Raw genomic sequence first — 17445 nt, 5'->3', positions numbered from 1 at the left:
CCGTGGTGTAGTGGTTAACATGCCTGCCTGTCACGCAGGAGATCGCCGGTTCGACCCCGGTCGGGACCGCCATTTTATATAAAGAAAAGAACGAAACAAGTTGTTTCGTATTTTTTTATTTGTTTTAACAAAAAACTAATAAAGACAGTCAAACTATCCTTAGGACAACTCCTAAGGACTTTTTTATATATTCAAAACCTGTATAATAAAGAGCAGAGAACATTGTGAGTAAAGTAGGTGAAGTCTGTGAGTAAATATGAAGTAACAACAAAATCTTCTGAGGAAACACAAAGATTATCAGAAAAACTAGGTGAACTTGCCCGGGCGCAAGATGTAATTATTTTAGAAGGAGATCTTGGAGCTGGTAAAACGACTTTTACAAAAGGGCTAGCAAAAGGTCTTGGCGTGAAAAGAGTTGTAAATAGTCCTACCTTTAACATTATTAAAGAATATAAAGGAAGATTGCCGTTATATCATATGGACGTGTATCGTTTAGCGGAAAGTGAAGAAGACTTAGGTTTTGATGAGTACTTCTATGGTGAAGGAATTACGGTAGTAGAATGGGCTCATTTGATAGAAGCATATTTACCGAATGAAAAGTTACAAATTAGTTTATTCCATGCTGGAGATGACACAAGGAAAATTGTACTCGAGCCAGTTGGAGACCGTTATATTAGATTATGTGAGGAGCTATTACAAGATGAAAGTACTAGCAATTGATACTTCAAATTACGTAATGGGTGTATCCCTTATTGAGGAAGAAAACGTAATTGGGGAAATCATTACAAATTTAACAAAAAACCATTCTGTACGCCTTATGCCAGCTGTAGAGCAACTATTAAAAGAATGTGGTGTAAAACCAAAAGAATTAACTAAAATCGTTGTGGCTGCTGGACCTGGATCATATACAGGTGTTCGCATAGGTGTGACAGCGGCAAAAACATTAGCTTGGTCACTTCAAATACCAATCGTAGGTGTATCAAGTTTAGAAGTAGTAGCTGCAAACGGTGCTAACTTTAGTGGGTTAATTTGTCCTTTATTTGATGGAAGACGTGGACAAATTTATACTGGATTATATACATATGAAGGAGAGCAGTTAACTTCAATAGAAGAAGATCGAATTATTCTTATTGTAGACTGGTTGCAAATGTTAAAAGATAAAGGACAGCCTGTTTTATTTATCGGTAACGATGTTAAATTGCATAAAGAAACAATTATAGAACATTTAGGCAATCAAGCTGTATTTGCTCCTTTCACTAAAAATAACCCAAGACCAAGTGAGTTAGCTTTCTTAGGGTTACAAAAAGAGGAACAAGATGTACATTCATTTGTTCCTAGTTACCTTCGTTTAGCTGAAGCTGAAACAAAGTGGTTAGAAAGTCAAAACAAGTAGGAGCTTGCAGAAGATGGATATGATATTTAGAAAGATGGAACTCGATGATATTGCTCAAATTGTAGCTATTGAAGAAGCATCTTTTTCAACTCCTTGGACTGCAGATGCCTTTCAACGTGAATTAACGATGAATGAACATGCACATTATGTTGTGCTAGAAAAAGATGGCCTTGTAATCGGGTATTGTGGATTGTGGATAATTATTGATGAATCACATATCACAAATATAGCTATTTTGCCAGAATACCGAGGTCAAAAGTTAGGAGATGCCCTATTGAAAGAAGTTATTTCCGTAGCGAAAGAACTAGGGGTAAAAACAATGACGCTTGAAGTACGCGTATCAAATGAAGTAGCAAAGCAGTTATACAAAAAATACGGATTTCAAAATGGTGGAATTCGTAAACGATACTATGCAGACAATCAGGAAGATGGTCTTGTAATGTGGGTGAATATATAATGGAAAAAAATACGATTATACTTGGTATTGAAACAAGCTGCGATGAAACAGCAGTAGCAGTTGTTAAAAATGGAACGGAAATCATTGCGAACGTCGTTGCATCACAAATTGAAAGTCATAAGCGTTTTGGCGGGGTTGTACCAGAGATTGCATCCCGTCACCATGTAGAAGAAATTACAGTTGTGTTAGAAGAAGCTTTAAAAGAAGCGAATATAACTTTCGAGGATATTGATGCAATTGCTGTAACAGAGGGACCCGGTTTAGTAGGAGCACTTTTAATAGGAGTAAATGCAGCGAAGGCGGTAGCCTTTGCACATGATATTCCTCTAGTTGGTGTTCATCATATTGCTGGCCATATTTATGCGAATCGTTTAGTAAAAGAAGTTCAATTCCCACTACTATCACTTGTTGTATCTGGTGGACATACAGAACTTGTTTATATGAAAGAACATGGTTCATTTGAAGTGATTGGTGAAACACGAGATGATGCAGCAGGAGAAGCATATGATAAAGTAGCTCGTACGCTATCTATGCCGTATCCAGGTGGTCCTCATATTGATCGCCTTGCGCATGAAGGGAAGCCAACAATTGATTTGCCTCGTGCATGGCTAGAACCCGATTCGTATGATTTCAGCTTTAGTGGATTGAAATCAGCAGTTATCAACACTGTGCATAACGCAAAACAACGTGGTATAGAAATTGCACCGGAAGATTTAGCAGCAAGCTTTCAAGAGAGTGTAATTGATGTACTTGTAACGAAAGCATCTCGTGCAGCAGAAGCGTATAATGTAAAGCAATTGCTCCTTGCTGGTGGAGTAGCTGCTAATAAAGGGCTTCGTGCACGTCTAGAAGAAGAGTTTGCACGAAAAGAAGATATAGAGCTAATTATCCCGCCGTTATCTTTATGCACAGACAATGCAGCAATGATTGCAGCTGCAGGTACAATTGCATACGAACAAGGAAAACGTGCGACATTAGCTTTAAATGCAAACCCAGGCTTAGATATTGAAGCATAGTTATACACAAAATTAACCACAGCTTGTGGATAAAACCCATATTATCTGTTGATAATGTGGGTTTTATTGTGTATATAAACTGTTAATAACTTTTTTGTTAAATGTGGATAATGTGGAAAAGTTATTTTGATGTTTATTTTATAAAGGTGGATATGTGTATAACCTTGTGGATAAAACGGATGAAGTCTGACCTTTAAATGAATTCTTTTTCGGGAAATAAAAACGAGAAGATATCCTAAAAAACTTTTGAAAAATCCTCCTCTTATCATATGGGTTGCTGCAATTGTCAATCTTTGTCGGGAAAACGATGTTTCTTGTCGAATTGTTTATATATTTTAAGTTAAGGTATGTGCATTCAAAAAATCGTCGATATAATTTCATGTACTACGAAACTGATTCTAAAGGGAAATAAAAAGGATGTCATCTAGTCAAAAATCCTCGACTGATGAGACATCCTTTTTGTTTAAATTAGCTTATATATGCAGTTCTTCCCATTCTGCCATACAGGCTTCAAGTTGTTCTTGTAATGTTTGTTTTTTCGTTGTAATCTCACTAGCCTTTTCATAATCTGCATATATTTCTGGTAAGCAAAGCTGATCCTCTAACGTAGCAATTTCTTCTTCTAAGCTTACGATGTTTTGTTCTAGTTCTTCGATTTTTCGAGTGCGTTGACGTTCTAATTGTTTACGCTCTTTTTCTTCGAGATAATTTAATTTTTCTTGAGCTACAGTTTTTTGAACAGGTGCCTGATTTTCTTGCTGTTCTTGTTGTTCAAATGCTGCGCGTTCAATCATTTCATTTTTCTTCTCCACATAGTAATCGTAATCACCTAAATACTCTTGCGCACCTTCTGTTGATAACTCGACAACTGTAGTCGTTACGCGATTAATGAAGTAGCGGTCATGTGAAACGAATAGAAGAGTTCCTGGATAATCAATTAAAGCATTCTCCAAAATTTCTTTACTATTTAAATCAAGATGGTTCGTTGGCTCATCGAGAATTAATAAATTGGATTTTTGCATCATAAGTTTTGCGAGAGCTAATCGGGCCTTTTGTCCACCACTAAGAGAAGATACTGGTTTTAGTACATCATCCCCTGTGAATAAAAAATTACCTAGTATAGTGCGAATTTCTTTTTCGGGTTGAAGTGGATATTCATCCCATAGTTCATTTAAAACGCGCTTAGAAGATGTTAAGTTAGCTTGCTCTTGATCATAATAACCAACAGATACATTTGATCCGAAAGCAACATCTCCATGTAATAGCTGTAACTTATTCACAATGGATTTTAATAATGTGGATTTTCCAATTCCATTCGGTCCAACTAAGGCAACACTATCTCCCCGAGTTAAGCGCATATTTACATGTTCAATAATAGGATCCTCATCATAACCGATGGTTGCATCTTTTACTTGTAAAACATCATTTCCACTTTGTTTTTCAATATCGAAGTGGAATGAGGCTGATTTAGAGTCACCTAATGGTCTGGTTAATAATTCCATTCTATCTAATTGTTTACGACGGCTTTGTGCACGTTTTGTCGTAGATGCACGTGCTATATTTTTTTGAACGAAGTCCTCAAGTTTAGCGATTTCATCTTGTTGCTTTTCATAACGCTTCATTTCTTGTTCGTATAGGGCTGATTTTAAGTCTAAATATTTACTGTAGTTACCAACAAATCGTCTGCTTTCTTTATTCGAAATTTCATATACTTGTGTAACAAGCTTATCTAAGAAATAACGGTCATGAGAAACGATTAAAATTGCGCCAGGATAACCTTGTAAGTATTGCTCAAGCCACGTTAATGTTTCGATGTCTAAATGGTTTGTAGGCTCGTCTAAAATAAGTAAGTCTGGTTTCGTTAATAATAATTTCCCAAGAGCTAATCTCGTTTTTTGTCCGCCACTTAACGTAGAAATTGTCGTCTGATGCGTTTCAACAGGGAAACCAAGACCACTTAAAATGGAGCGAATATCTGCTTCGTACTGATAGCCGCCTTGATCTTTATAATCTAATTGCAATTGGTCATAATCAGCTAATAATTTTTCATATGTAGCGGCATTTGAAAAGTTTTCTTCTTTTCCCATTTCTTGCTCTAGCCTTCGAAGTTTTGTCTCCATTTGCTGTAGGTGTGTAAAGACGGTTAGCATTTCATCCCAAATTGTTAATGATGTTTCTAATCCAGTATTTTGAGCTAAATACCCAATTGAGACATCTTTCGGTTTTATAATTTCGCCGCCATCATGAGATAATTCACCGGCGATAATTTTTAATAATGTAGATTTTCCGGCTCCATTTCGTCCAACTAAAGCGATACGATCTTTCGTTTGCACTTCCAATTTTATGTTTGCAAGAATCGTTTCGGCACCGTATAATTTTGAAAGCCCGTTTACTTGTAATAAAATCAATGTTTTCACCTCAAATAATTTCTTAACTTTGCCATGTTTATATTTCTCAATCATACTAAAAATAGTGTATAGTTTAAAATAAAGAGAGAATACTTCTTCTCTTTATTATACAAGGAAATTCATAAGTACTAAACTTCTGTATTCGATTCAAGTATATGAATAAAGATAGGAAGAGAGGAGAGGTTATATGGATCAGCAGAAAATTCCGCAAGCCACTGCTAAACGATTGCCTCTATACTATCGATTTATCCAAAACTTATCTCTTTCTGGTAAGCAACGTGTTTCATCAGCCGAATTGAGTGAAGCGGTAAAGGTTGATTCCGCAACTATTCGAAGAGATTTCTCATACTTTGGAGCATTAGGGAAAAAGGGATATGGATATAACGTAAATTATTTATTATCATTTTTCCGTGAAACACTCGATCAAGATGATATAACACGTGTAGCGCTTATTGGAGTAGGTAATTTAGGGACCGCTTTCTTACATTATAATTTCACGAAAAACAATAATACAAAAATTGAAATGGCATTTGATGTTAGTGAAGAGAAAGTTGGAACAGAAATCGGGGGTATTCCTGTATATCATTTAGATGAATTAGAAGAAAGGTTATCAAATGATATACAAGTGGCAATATTAACAGTACCCGCTACAGTAGCGCAATCTGTAGCCGATAGATTGGCAGAAACAAACGTGCACGGTATTTTAAACTTCACACCAGCACGCTTAAATGTGTCAGAGAATATAAGAATTCATCATATTGATTTAGCTGTAGAGCTACAAACGCTTGTTTACTTTTTAAAGAATTATCCACAATAAAACGCAGAGGAGGTTACCTCTGCGTTTTATTATTGTTTTTTCTTTGTGAATTTAACTAATATAAGGCGAAGTGCCAAATTAAAATCAATTGTTGCCATAACTGCAAATAGTATTGTCCACATATTCCAGATTGTATCTGTCACGTTCGTAATGGCGAAACGTGTAAAGATACATCCGAGAAGGAAATACAATGCAGCCATGAACAATGGTGAGTTTCTCATACAAAAAATCCTCCGATAAAGCCTTGCATTTTCTCAGCTTCTTTAATCATTTCTTGAATTTGTTCATTGCTCATGAAAATCTGTCCAATGGCAACTAATGTATTCATTGCTACATGGGCTGCTATAGGAACGATAATACGTTTCGTTTTTACATATAAGAAGGCGAATACGAGCCCCATAGAAGTGTATACCAATAGGTGAGTAAAATCAAAATGAATCGCTGCGAATACGAGTGAACTAATAATAGCAGCAACGAAGAAATTAAATCTCTTATAAAGTGTACCAAATAAAATTTTTCTAAATACGATTTCTTCTAAAATAGGTCCGATTATAGATATAACAATAAGGAACCAAGGTGTCGTTCTTGCGATGTCCATAAGTCGGTCTGTATTCTCAGATCCAGGTGTAATCCCTAATAGATACATTTCAATCATACCTGCAATACTTTGTGAGATGATTGCTAAGAAGAACCCGATAAAAATCCACCCGATTGTAGCTGGAACAGAAGAGCGCATTGCATCTAAATGCCTGTCACGAATATCTGTTCTAAGTAACCAAATTACAACGCATAGTGCAATGAAAAAGCTAATAATAGACCAATGTCCGGTTATTAGTTGAAACTTTTCCTCGTTGGTAAATCCTCTATTATCGTATAGTCCGGTTTTCAGAAGAAGTGGTAATCCGGCAATACCCGACAATTGCATTAAAATGTATGTAACGATAATCCACCAATATTGTTTCTTCAAATGGTTTAACCATCCTTTCTAACTCTAGTGTATGAGATAAGGCAGGATAACATGTAATATGCTACCTACGATATAAACTTTCATTCGAATTATGTTTTTTTTGTAAATCTGCATTGGAAATTAAAATAGAAGACAGGAAAAAGTTGTGTGTGTAGCGAAAACAACTTAGGGTGTCTTTCATATTGTAACATACGAGTAGTGGAAACAACGATTCATATAGTAAAGGTAGTAGAAGAAGGATTTTATATAGAAGAGTATATATAGTAATTTGCGAAAAAATTATGATTTTTTTACTTGCAAAAGAAATTGAGATTATTTATTATTATAAGTGTGTTAGCACTCGGGTGACTCGAGTGCTAATAAAAAATTTACATAACACAATGAGGAGGTTATTGTTCATGCTAAAGCCATTAGGTGATCGCGTTGTAATTGAGCTTGTTCAAGCAGAAGAAAAAACAGCAAGTGGTATTGTATTACCAGACACTGCAAAGGAAAAACCACAAGAGGGTAAAGTTATTGCAGTAGGTACTGGTCGAGTGCTTGAAAATGGTGAGCGTGTTGCTTTAGAGGTAGCAGCAGGTGATCTTATCATCTTCTCAAAATATGCAGGTACTGAAGTAAAATACGAAGGTACAGACTACTTGATTTTACGTGAAAGTGACATTTTAGCAGTTATCGGTTAATTATATAAATCTTAAAAATTCCAAGGGGGTCAATTATTATGGCAAAAGATATTAAATTTAGTGAAGAAGCACGTCGTTCGATGCTTCGCGGTGTCGACACTCTTGCAAACGCAGTAAAAGTAACGCTTGGACCAAAAGGTCGTAACGTTGTACTTGAGAAAAAATTCGGTTCACCACTTATTACAAATGATGGTGTAACAATCGCAAAAGAAATCGAATTAGAAGATGCATTCGAAAACATGGGTGCAAAATTAGTAGCAGAAGTTGCTAGCAAAACAAACGATGTAGCTGGTGACGGAACGACAACTGCAACTGTATTAGCGCAAGCTATGATTCGTGAAGGTCTTAAAAACGTAACAGCTGGTGCAAACCCAATGGGTCTTCGTAAAGGTATCGAAAAAGCTGTTACTGCTGCAATTGAAGAATTAAAAGCGATTTCTAAACCAATCGAAGGTAAATCTTCTATCGCACAAGTAGCTGCTATTTCTGCGGCTGACGAAGAAGTAGGTCAATTAATTGCTGAAGCAATGGAGCGCGTTGGTAACGACGGCGTTATTACTTTAGAAGAATCTAAAGGATTCACAACAGAATTAGACGTAGTAGAAGGTATGCAATTTGATCGTGGATATGCATCTCCTTACATGATTACTGATTCTGACAAAATGGAAGCTGTTCTTGATAACCCATATATCTTAATTACTGACAAAAAGATTTCTAACATCCAAGAAATCTTACCAGTATTAGAGCAAGTGGTACAACAAGGTAAACCACTTCTTATCATTGCTGAAGATGTAGAAGGTGAAGCTTTAGCTACATTAGTAGTGAACAAACTTCGTGGTACATTCAATGTAGTGGCTGTTAAAGCTCCTGGATTTGGTGACCGTCGTAAAGCAATGCTAGAAGATATCGCAATCTTAACTGGTGGCGAAGTAATCACTGAAGAATTAGGACGTGACTTAAAATCTGCTACAGTTGAATCTTTAGGACGCGCTGGTAAAATCGTTGTAACGAAAGAAAACACAACTGTAGTTGAAGGTATTGGAAACACACAACAAATCGAAGCTCGCATCGGTCAAATCCGTGCGCAATTAGAAGAAACAACTTCTGAATTCGATCGTGAAAAATTACAAGAGCGTCTTGCTAAATTAGCTGGTGGCGTAGCAGTAATTAAAGTAGGTGCAGCAACTGAAACTGAGTTAAAAGAGCGCAAACTTCGCATTGAAGATGCACTTAACTCAACTCGTGCAGCAGTAGAAGAAGGTATCGTTGCAGGTGGTGGTACTTCACTTATGAACGTATACACGAAAGTAGCTTCTATCGTAGCTGAAGGCGACGAAGCAACAGGTATCAACATCGTACTTCGTGCACTAGAAGAGCCAGTTCGTCAAATCGCAATCAACGCTGGTCTAGAAGGATCTGTAGTTGTAGAGCGTCTAAAAGGCGAAAAAGTAGGCGTTGGTTTCAACGCAGCTACTGGCGAATGGGTTAACATGCTTGAGTCTGGTATCGTAGATCCAGCTAAAGTAACTCGTTCTGCACTTCAAAACGCAGCATCTGTTGCAGCTATGTTCTTAACAACTGAAGCTGTAGTTGCTGATAAGCCAGAACCAAATGCACCAGCAATGCCTGACATGGGCGGCATGGGCATGGGCGGTATGGGCGGAATGATGTAATAAGCATCACTCTGTGAAGCTGTTCAATGTATAAATAGTTAATTAGAAGAAGGCTACTTCCTTGATAAAAGGAGGTAGCCTTCTTTGTTGTTAAGATGTATATAAAAGGTTTCTGGAAGGTCGCAAGTTTAGAGAGAGAATGGAGGGGAATATTCAAGCTTTTTTTATTACGGTAATATTCAATATAATTCCAATTGAATATATAATTCTTTTAACATTTATGATACAGTCAAAAGGGATTTTTCTTATTTTTTAGTCGAGATAATAAGTCTCCTAGTTCTTATTGTCTATGAGAGAAGATGGCGGTAGCCTAGTTAGTGAGGTATATGATGCAGATTAAAGAAAATTTGGGTAGAAACATTTTTTCGAAAATATTAGTAGTATGTGGTTTGGCGATGTTTGTCATTACACTTTATAATTCATTTCAAATAGAGAAATCTACCTATTCCTCGGTCGCTGTGTTAATTCTGGAGATAGTAGCAACTATTTTGGTGCTCGGAATAATATCATTTTTAGCAAATCGTTTTTTAACAGTTAATCAATTTTTGCTCATTCTCATAGTTACAGCCTTTGCAATTAGGTTGTTATGGATCATTTTTGAAAAAACAGTACCTATCTCGGATTTTTCTGTAATGTATGAAAGTGCTCAACAAGCTGTAAAGGGTAATTTTGCATTTATTACAGATGAATACTATATGAGTTGGACATACCAATTGGGATTCACATATTATGAGGCTATATTAATAAAAATTTTTGGTAATCATCTGTTTATATTGAAGTTATTTAATATTTTTTGGAGCGTAGGTACTGCCGTGATTATTTATTTTATGGGTAAAACCATTTTTAATGAATACAGTGCGAGAACTGCGGCAATATTTTACGCGTTTTACATACCTAATATTATCTATAGCTCTGTATTAACAAATCAATATATTTCTACCTTTTTCTTTTTTTTAGGACTGTATGTTTTAATTACAAAAGGTTTTTCAACTAAATACGGTTGGGGTTTAACAGGGTTACTGTTAAGCATTGGAAATATTATGAGACCGTTAGGAAGTTTCTTTTTATTGGCGGTTTTTGTTTATGTATTAATTTATAAGATACTTCCGTTTAGAAAAAAAGAAACGTTAAACTACGTAAAAAAATTAGTGGGAATAGTGATTGTATATTTTCTAGTGATGCAAATTGTAAGTATTTTCTTAATGAACACGGGATTAGCGAAAAAACCATTGTCGAACCAAATGCCATATTGGAAATTTGTTGTGGGATTCAATTATGATTCGATTGGTGGATGGAATCAGCCAGATGTTGTTTACCTTAGTCAATTTAAACTTGGGAAGGAAAGAAATGATGCTTCCATTGCTTTGATCAAGGACAGATTGAAGGACAAAGAGAAAGTTCGTCAATTACTTGTATTGAAAGTTGAAAAAATGTGGAGTAATCCTGATGATGCACCTGGTTGGGCTTTGGAGTGGGGGGAACTGAATAAACCACACTTACAACAAATGCTGACAAAATATGAAAGGCTTATGTATATTACATGTTGTATATTTGCGATTGGTACCATTTCATTATATAGAAGAAATGATTCAATATATCCTCTTTTATATATTTTGTTTGGTGGATATGTAGTTATTCATTTGTTTGTCGAAGTTCAAACTAGGTATCGTTTTGACATTTTGCCCGTTATTTTTTTATTTGTGGGATACGGGGTATTTGTAATGAAAAATGGTGTTACACGATTAATGGGTAGAAAACAACAGAAAAAAGTTGAATAATAGGATAAAACACAAAAAACATTTCTATATGGAAATGTTTTTTGTGTTTTAGTGGGAAAGAAATTAATTTCTGTAGAATTTTGTCGCTTTCTCTCTTGACCACATCGACACTTCATTGTTAGAATCTAGGAAGATAATATAAAACGATCCTTCATATATCCTCAATGATATGGTTTGAGAGTCTCTACCGGGTTACCGTAAACAACCTGACTATGAAGGCAGTGTGTCTTATATTTATAAAGAGCGGAGACTATCTTTCTTTATAAAGCCAGACCCCTGCCTTTTCTTTGTTATGAGACTAGAGGCGGAGGACTGGCTTTTTTTATTATATTGGTAATGCTTTTCGCCAAATTGGTGAAAATATTTATATACGAGAACTAACGTTGGGGTGATTATTTTGAAAAAGCAGCACGATACAATTATCGTTTTAGATTTTGGAAGTCAGTACAATCAGTTAATAGCACGTCGAATTCGTGAGTTCGGTGTATACAGTGAACTTCATCCACATACAATTACTGCAGAAGAAATTAAAGCAATGAATCCAAAAGGGATTATTTTCTCTGGTGGACCAAATAGTGTATACGGTGAAGGTGCATTACATTGTGATGAAAAAATCTTTGAACTAGGATTACCGATTTTCGGTATTTGTTACGGTATGCAGCTTATGACACAACACTTCGGTGGTAAAGTAGAACGTGCAAACCACCGTGAGTACGGAAAAGCTGTTCTTAAAGTAGAGAACGAATCAAAATTATATACGAACCTTCCAGAAGAGCAAGTTGTATGGATGAGTCATGGTGACTTAGTAACTGGTTTACCTGAAGGATTCGTAGTAGACGCAACAAGCGAGTCTTGCCCAATTGCTGGTATGAGCAATGAAGCGAAAAACTTATACGGTGTACAATTCCACCCAGAAGTACGTCACTCTGAGCACGGTAACGATTTAATTAAAAACTTCGTATTCGGCGTATGTGGTTGTTCTGAAGGATGGAACATGGAGAACTTTATCGAAGTAGAATTAGAGAAGATCCGTGAAACTGTTGGAGACAAAAAAGTACTATGTGCACTTAGTGGCGGTGTAGATTCTTCTGTTGTAGCAGTATTAATTCATAAAGCAATTGGCGACCAGTTAACATGTATTTTCGTTGACCACGGCTTACTTCGTAAAGGTGAAGCAGAAGGCGTTATGAAAACATTTAGCGAAGGCTTCCATATGAACGTTATTAAAGTGGATGCACAAGAACGCTTTATGAACAAGTTAAAAGGTGTAGAAGATCCAGAACAAAAACGTAAAATTATCGGTAACGAATTCATTTACGTTTTTGATGATGAAGCTTCTAAATTACAAGGTATGGACTTCCTAGCACAAGGTACACTTTACACAGACATCGTTGAAAGTGGTACAGCAACTGCACAAACAATTAAATCTCACCATAACGTTGGTGGACTTCCGGAAGACATGCAGTTCAAATTAATTGAGCCTTTAAACACGTTATTTAAAGATGAAGTACGTGTATTAGGATCTGAATTAGGAATTCCTGATGAAATCGTATGGCGTCAACCATTCCCAGGTCCAGGACTTGGTATTCGTGTATTAGGTGAAATCACAGAAGAGAAATTAGAAATCGTTCGTGAATCTGATGCGATTTTACGTGAAGAAATTATTAAAGCGGGCTTAGACCGCGAAATTTGGCAATACTTCACTGCGCTTCCTGGTATGCGTAGCGTAGGTGTTATGGGTGACGAGCGTACTTACGATTACACAGTAGGTATCCGTGCAGTAACATCTATCGACGGTATGACAGCTGACTGGGCACGTATCCCTTGGGACGTATTAGAGAAAATCTCTGTACGTATCGTAAACGAAGTAAAACACGTTAACCGTATCGTGTATGATGTAACGAGTAAGCCACCAGCAACTATTGAGTGGGAATAGTATTATAAAAAAGATCCATCTTTTGCTCATGCATAGATGGATCTTTTTGTTTTCAGCATTAATACGAACGAAAATATGAAATTTTATAAAATTGTTCGTTTTTAAATTGACAAAAATACTTTCAAGAGTTAATATGAGTATGTAATTCAAACGAAAAGTGAATATTATGCCGTCGTATAATATCGGGGATATGGCCCGAAAGTTTCTACCTAGCTACCGTAAATGGCTTGACTACGAGGCGTTTTTATAAAGATGAGGGGAAACTTGTCTTTGTTTATAGAACGCTTCCATGTATATGCAATGGAAGCCTTTTTTATTTTTATAGATAAAAGAGGGCTAGGGTGAAATGCGGCGAGTAATCATATAACGGGGGAAACGTAGGATGAAACGCTATTTTCAATTTGATGAGCTCGGTACGAATTATAAGACTGAGTTCATAGCAGGGTTAACGACATTTCTATCTATGGCTTACGTACTATTTGTCAATCCTGCTACGCTGTCACTTGGAAATGTTAAAGGGTTACCAGCAGGTACAGGAATGGATCCAGGTGCAGTATTCGTTGCGACAGCATTAGCGGCCGCGATCGGTTCGTTAATTATGGGTATTTTCGCAAAGTATCCAATTGCTTTAGCCCCAGGTATGGGAATTAACGCGTTCTTTGCTTATACAGCAGTTTTAACGATGGGTATTCCGTGGCAAACAGCAATTGCTGGAACGTTAATGTCAGGTATTATCTTTATTATTCTTACAGCTTCAGGTATTCGTGAAAAAATCATTAATGCAATTCCATCGGAGTTAAAGTTTGCAGTAGCAGCAGGTATCGGATTGTTCATTGCCTTTCTTGGATTCCAAAATGCCGGAATTATCGTGAAAAATGATGCTGTTCTTGTTGGGTTGGGGGACTTAACAAAGGGCACAACATTACTAGCAATCTTTGGGGTTGTTACTACGATCATCTTCATGATTAAGAAAATCAATGGTGCAGTATTTTACGGTATGATTCTTACAGCGATCTTAGGAGTGGCAACAGGATTGATTGATACTCCGAAAGCTGTAGTGGGAGCGATACCGAGTCTAGAACCAACGTTCGGTGCTGCGTTAACTCATTTCGGAGACATTTTCACTATTCAAATGGGGATTGTAATTATAACGTTCTTCTTTATCGATTTCTTTGATACAGCAGGTACGCTTGTAGCGGTTGCGAATCAAGCAGGATTAATGAAGAACAATAAATTACCACGTGCAGGAAAAGCATTATTCGCAGATGCAATTGCAACTGTAATTGGTGCAATCTTAGGTACATCAACAACAACGTCTTACATTGAATCGTCTGCAGGGGTAGCAGCGGGAGGACGTTCTGGATTTACAGCAGTTGTAACAGCAGGATTCTTCTTACTGGCACTATTCTTCTCGCCATTATTAAGTGTTGTAACACCAGCTGTAACGGCACCAGCTTTAATTATTGTAGGGATCTTAATGGTTTCTTCTTTAGGAGAAATCGACTGGAAGAAGTTCGAGATTGCAGTACCGGCATTCTTTACTATCATTTCAATGCCGCTTACGTATAGTATCGCAACGGGAATTGCGATTGGATTTATCTTCTATCCAATTACAATGGTTGTGAGTGGTCGTCGTAAAGAGGTTCATCCGATTATGTATGTTATGGGAGTTTTATTCGTACTGTATTTCATCTACGTTCGTAAATAAAGGGGTTTTTGAAAGGTCTAGACTTAAGGGGAGTCTAGGCCTTTTTTGCGTCTTCAGAAAATCTTAAGGATTTCCGAGCGTTTTTCTTCAGAAGTTTTCCTATAATAGAAGTTAGGGATAAAAAATGAATGGGGGAAATATTATGGCCGGGGAAACAATACTTGTCGTAGATGATGAAAAAGAAATTAGGAATCTTATTACAATATATTTAAAGAACGAAGGATATAAAGTACTGCAGGCCGGAGATGGAGAAGAAGGGCTACGTATGTTAGAAGAGAATGAAGTACATTTAGTTGTGTTGGATATTATGATGCCGAAAGTAGATGGTATTCATATGTGTATGAAAGTAAGAGAAGCGAAAGAAATGCCAATTATTATGCTTTCTGCGAAAACGCAAGATATGGATAAAATTTTAGGGTTAACAACTGGTGCAGATGATTACGTAACGAAACCGTTTAATCCGTTAGAGTTAATCGCGAGAATTAAATCCCAGTTACGTCGTTATATGAAAATGAATGGTTTCGCTATACAAAATGAGGACGAGTTAGAAATTGGAGAGATGAAAATAAACATTTCGACCCATAAAGTTATTGTAGATGGAGAAGAAGTGAAACTAACTCCGAGGGAATTTTCAATTTTAGAATTACTAGCCCGTAATCCAGGTATGGTCTTTAGCGCGGAGCAAATTTATGAAAAGGTGTGGAACGAACGATCTTTCCAGTCTGATAATACTGTAATGGTGCATATTCGAAAAGTACGTGAAAAGATTGAGGAGAATCCAAGGAAGCCTAGATATATAAAAACAGTATGGGGAGTGGGGTATAAGATTGAAAAAGATATTTAATCCGTTTACTTATGTAAGGAAAACAAGAGAACTAATTGAGAAATTAGTAAAGAGCGTACGGAAGAGTATAAGAATTCAATTGATTACTACTTTTGCTGCTTGTGCGTTATTAGGAGTTTTGTCAGCGAAAGCAGCTGCGCCATTTTTTGAGAATGCGAATCGTCAAGCGACTATCGATTATCGAGCTGGTATGGAACAAATTAATTACCAAGCTCAAAGAGCAGCGAATAGTTCGGTTCATGAAAATAAATTAGAAGCTATATCTAATATGATCGAAATGGAGAATCAAAATTTAGAGCGAGGAAATAGAGCTTTAAAAATATTGGTTACTGATGAAAGTGGTAAAGTTTTATATAAAACAAAGCAGGCGCAAGAAGAGCAAATCGATTTGCATAATACGATTCGTAATGCAGCATCATTTGCGATTAATTATACAGATGGTAGAAATGAATTTGAAAGTACAAGAAAAGAATTTATAGCTTTTTCACCTATTACTATTGAAGGAAAGAATTTGTACATGTTTGTTAGCGGAATTCCAGAGGGAGAGGTAATGTATGACACGCAAGAAGGACCATTTCCGTTTTTAATTGGTGTCCTTGTATTCATTTTCTCTTTTTTCTATATAACAAAGAGAAAGATGAAGCAAATTGAAGCGATGGCAGAAGGTGTAAAGGAAATAGAAAAAGGTAACTTAGCGTACCGTATTGAGAAGAAAGGTGAAGATGAGATTGCGTCTTTAACTGAGAATATTAATAAAATGGCGGAAGAGCTTATGAATAATATAGAAAAGGAACGTAAATTAGAGAAGCAAAAGAATGAGCTTATTACGAATGTATCTCACGATTTACGTACACCACTTACTTCTATTATGGGTTACTTACGATTACTTCGAGATTCTAAATATGAAAATAAAGAACAACATGATGAGTATACGAGAATTGCTTTTGCAAAGTCGGAGCAGTTAAAAAATTTAATAGAAGATTTATTTGAGTATACGAAGTTAACGAATGAACAAGTTGTATTAGAAAAACAAGAAGTATGTATAAATGAGTTACTGGAACAATTAATAGAAGAATTAGTACCGCAAGCGGAAGAGCATGGACTTACGTTTGTTAAGAAATTTCCTGAGGAACGTGCCTATGCATCGGTTGATTCGGAAAAGATGGTCCGTGTATTTGATAATTTACTAATGAATGCGATTAAGTATAGTAAAGATGATGGAGAGATAAAAGTTTCTCTTCAAAGACAGCGCAAGGATATACAAATTGTTATAGCAAATCATAGTGAAGAGTTTACGAGAGAAGAATTAGGGAACTTGTTTGAACGTTTTTATAAGAAGGATCAATCCCGAAGTAGAGTAACGGAAGGTTCGGGACTTGGATTAGCTATTGCGAAAAGTATTGTTGAATTGCAGGGGGGGAGTATTCGAGCTGAATATGAGGATGGTATTATTCAATTCATCGTCGCGTTACCTATTATAGAAAAATAATAAATGAATAGAATGTTCTATGGTAAAAAAGGCGTATTTTAAAAGGAATACGTCTTTTTATATTTTTTTAGAAAAACATGTTGACGATTAGAGTACAGAGGTGTAATATAGAACAAGTCGCCGATGCAATAACGCAGAAAACGACAAACGAAATAAAAAACTTAGTTGACATTGAAACATGAAGATGTTAACATAAGGGAGTCGCAAATGAGCGACCAAGTAGTTCTTTGAAAACTGAACGAAACAAACAACGTGAAACGTCAATTTTTATTTTTA

The 17445-nt window shown here is 36.2% G+C and carries 15 protein-coding genes and 2 riboswitches; of the genes, 12 read left to right on the top strand and 3 right to left on the bottom strand.

Annotated elements, in window-relative coordinates; translation table 11 throughout:
* The first annotated feature begins 246 nt into the window (after window positions 1-246).
* The 4 genes from tsaE to tsaD are packed head-to-tail and all read left to right on the top strand — an operon-like array spanning window position 247 to window position 2866.
* Window positions 247-720, top strand: a complete 474-nt coding sequence (tsaE, locus tag JDS81_RS29150) for a tRNA (adenosine(37)-N6)-threonylcarbamoyltransferase complex ATPase subunit type 1 TsaE (RefSeq protein ID WP_000049641.1) — start codon at window positions 247-249, stop codon at window positions 718-720.
* Window positions 701-1393 carry a tRNA (adenosine(37)-N6)-threonylcarbamoyltransferase complex dimerization subunit type 1 TsaB gene (gene tsaB, locus JDS81_RS29145; protein WP_000865744.1) on the top strand — a complete coding sequence of 231 codons (693 nt, stop codon included), beginning with the start codon at window positions 701-703 and terminating at the stop codon, window positions 1391-1393. The genes tsaE and tsaB overlap by 20 nt, the downstream gene beginning before the upstream one ends.
* A gap of 13 nt (window positions 1394-1406) precedes the next feature.
* The gene (gene rimI / locus JDS81_RS29140; RefSeq protein ID WP_000367202.1) at window positions 1407-1850 is read left to right on the top strand and encodes a ribosomal protein S18-alanine N-acetyltransferase; all 444 of its coding nucleotides are present in this window, start codon (window positions 1407-1409) and stop codon (window positions 1848-1850) included.
* Window positions 1850-2866, top strand: a complete 1017-nt coding sequence (tsaD, locus tag JDS81_RS29135) for a tRNA (adenosine(37)-N6)-threonylcarbamoyltransferase complex transferase subunit TsaD (protein ID WP_000414604.1) — start codon at window positions 1850-1852, stop codon at window positions 2864-2866. Before rimI ends, tsaD begins: the two co-directional genes overlap by 1 nt.
* A gap of 473 nt (window positions 2867-3339) precedes the next feature.
* On the opposite strand, the gene JDS81_RS29130 is transcribed toward tsaD, so the two are convergent.
* Window positions 3340-5274, bottom strand: a complete 1935-nt coding sequence (locus tag JDS81_RS29130) for an ABC-F family ATP-binding cassette domain-containing protein (RefSeq protein WP_000602175.1) — start codon at window positions 5272-5274, stop codon at window positions 3340-3342.
* Window positions 5275-5461: 187 nt separating this feature from the next.
* On the opposite strand from JDS81_RS29130, the gene JDS81_RS29125 reads away from it, so the two are divergent.
* A complete protein-coding gene (locus JDS81_RS29125) occupies window positions 5462-6091 on the top strand; it encodes a redox-sensing transcriptional repressor Rex (RefSeq protein WP_000372701.1) in 630 nt (209 codons plus the stop codon).
* 29 nt (window positions 6092-6120) lie between these two features.
* On the opposite strand, the gene JDS81_RS29120 is transcribed toward JDS81_RS29125, so the two are convergent.
* Window positions 6121-6312 carry a YdiK family protein gene (locus JDS81_RS29120; RefSeq protein WP_001246201.1) on the bottom strand — a complete coding sequence of 64 codons (192 nt, stop codon included), beginning with the start codon at window positions 6310-6312 and terminating at the stop codon, window positions 6121-6123.
* Window positions 6309-7058, bottom strand: coding sequence for a CPBP family intramembrane glutamic endopeptidase (locus tag JDS81_RS29115; protein ID WP_000745318.1), 750 nt, complete (start codon window positions 7056-7058; stop codon window positions 6309-6311). Before JDS81_RS29115 ends, JDS81_RS29120 begins: the two co-directional genes overlap by 4 nt.
* Before the next feature lie 398 nt (window positions 7059-7456).
* Between JDS81_RS29115 and groES the strand changes: the two genes are divergently transcribed.
* The 7 genes from groES to ampS all read left to right on the top strand — a co-directional run bounded on the left by groES (window position 7457) and on the right by ampS (window position 17169).
* Window positions 7457-7741, top strand: a complete 285-nt coding sequence (gene groES / locus JDS81_RS29110) for a co-chaperone GroES (protein ID WP_000917306.1) — start codon at window positions 7457-7459, stop codon at window positions 7739-7741.
* Between the two features lie 38 nt (window positions 7742-7779).
* Window positions 7780-9414: a chaperonin GroEL gene (gene groL, locus JDS81_RS29105; RefSeq protein WP_001029987.1), complete on the top strand. Its 1635-nt coding sequence runs from the start codon at window positions 7780-7782 to the stop codon at window positions 9412-9414.
* A gap of 329 nt (window positions 9415-9743) precedes the next feature.
* Window positions 9744-11192, top strand: coding sequence for a glycosyltransferase family 39 protein (locus JDS81_RS29100; RefSeq protein WP_097954132.1), 1449 nt, complete (start codon window positions 9744-9746; stop codon window positions 11190-11192).
* 131 nt (window positions 11193-11323) lie between these two features.
* A riboswitch (purine riboswitch) is annotated at window positions 11324-11425 on the top strand.
* Window positions 11426-11589: 164 nt separating this feature from the next.
* On the top strand, window positions 11590-13128 hold the full coding sequence (gene guaA / locus JDS81_RS29095; RefSeq protein WP_000743919.1) for a glutamine-hydrolyzing GMP synthase: 1539 nt from the start codon (window positions 11590-11592) through the stop codon (window positions 13126-13128).
* A 152-nt stretch (window positions 13129-13280) separates the two neighbouring features.
* Window positions 13281-13382, top strand: a riboswitch (purine riboswitch).
* Between the two features lie 128 nt (window positions 13383-13510).
* On the top strand, window positions 13511-14836 hold the full coding sequence (locus JDS81_RS29090; RefSeq protein WP_000833078.1) for an NCS2 family permease: 1326 nt from the start codon (window positions 13511-13513) through the stop codon (window positions 14834-14836).
* A 142-nt stretch (window positions 14837-14978) separates the two neighbouring features.
* On the top strand, window positions 14979-15680 hold the full coding sequence (locus JDS81_RS29085) for a response regulator transcription factor (RefSeq protein ID WP_000896765.1): 702 nt from the start codon (window positions 14979-14981) through the stop codon (window positions 15678-15680).
* Window positions 15664-17169: an aminopeptidase AmpS gene (gene ampS / locus JDS81_RS29080; RefSeq protein ID WP_097954133.1), complete on the top strand. Its 1506-nt coding sequence runs from the start codon at window positions 15664-15666 to the stop codon at window positions 17167-17169. The genes JDS81_RS29085 and ampS overlap by 17 nt, the downstream gene beginning before the upstream one ends.
* Window positions 17170-17445: the final 276 nt, after the last annotated feature.

The organism is Bacillus cereus group sp. N31 (assembly GCF_016483245.1).
In the GTDB taxonomy this organism is placed as follows: domain Bacteria; phylum Bacillota; class Bacilli; order Bacillales; family Bacillaceae_G; genus Bacillus_A; species Bacillus_A toyonensis.
This window is presented reverse-complemented; position numbering and strand designations above follow the sequence as displayed.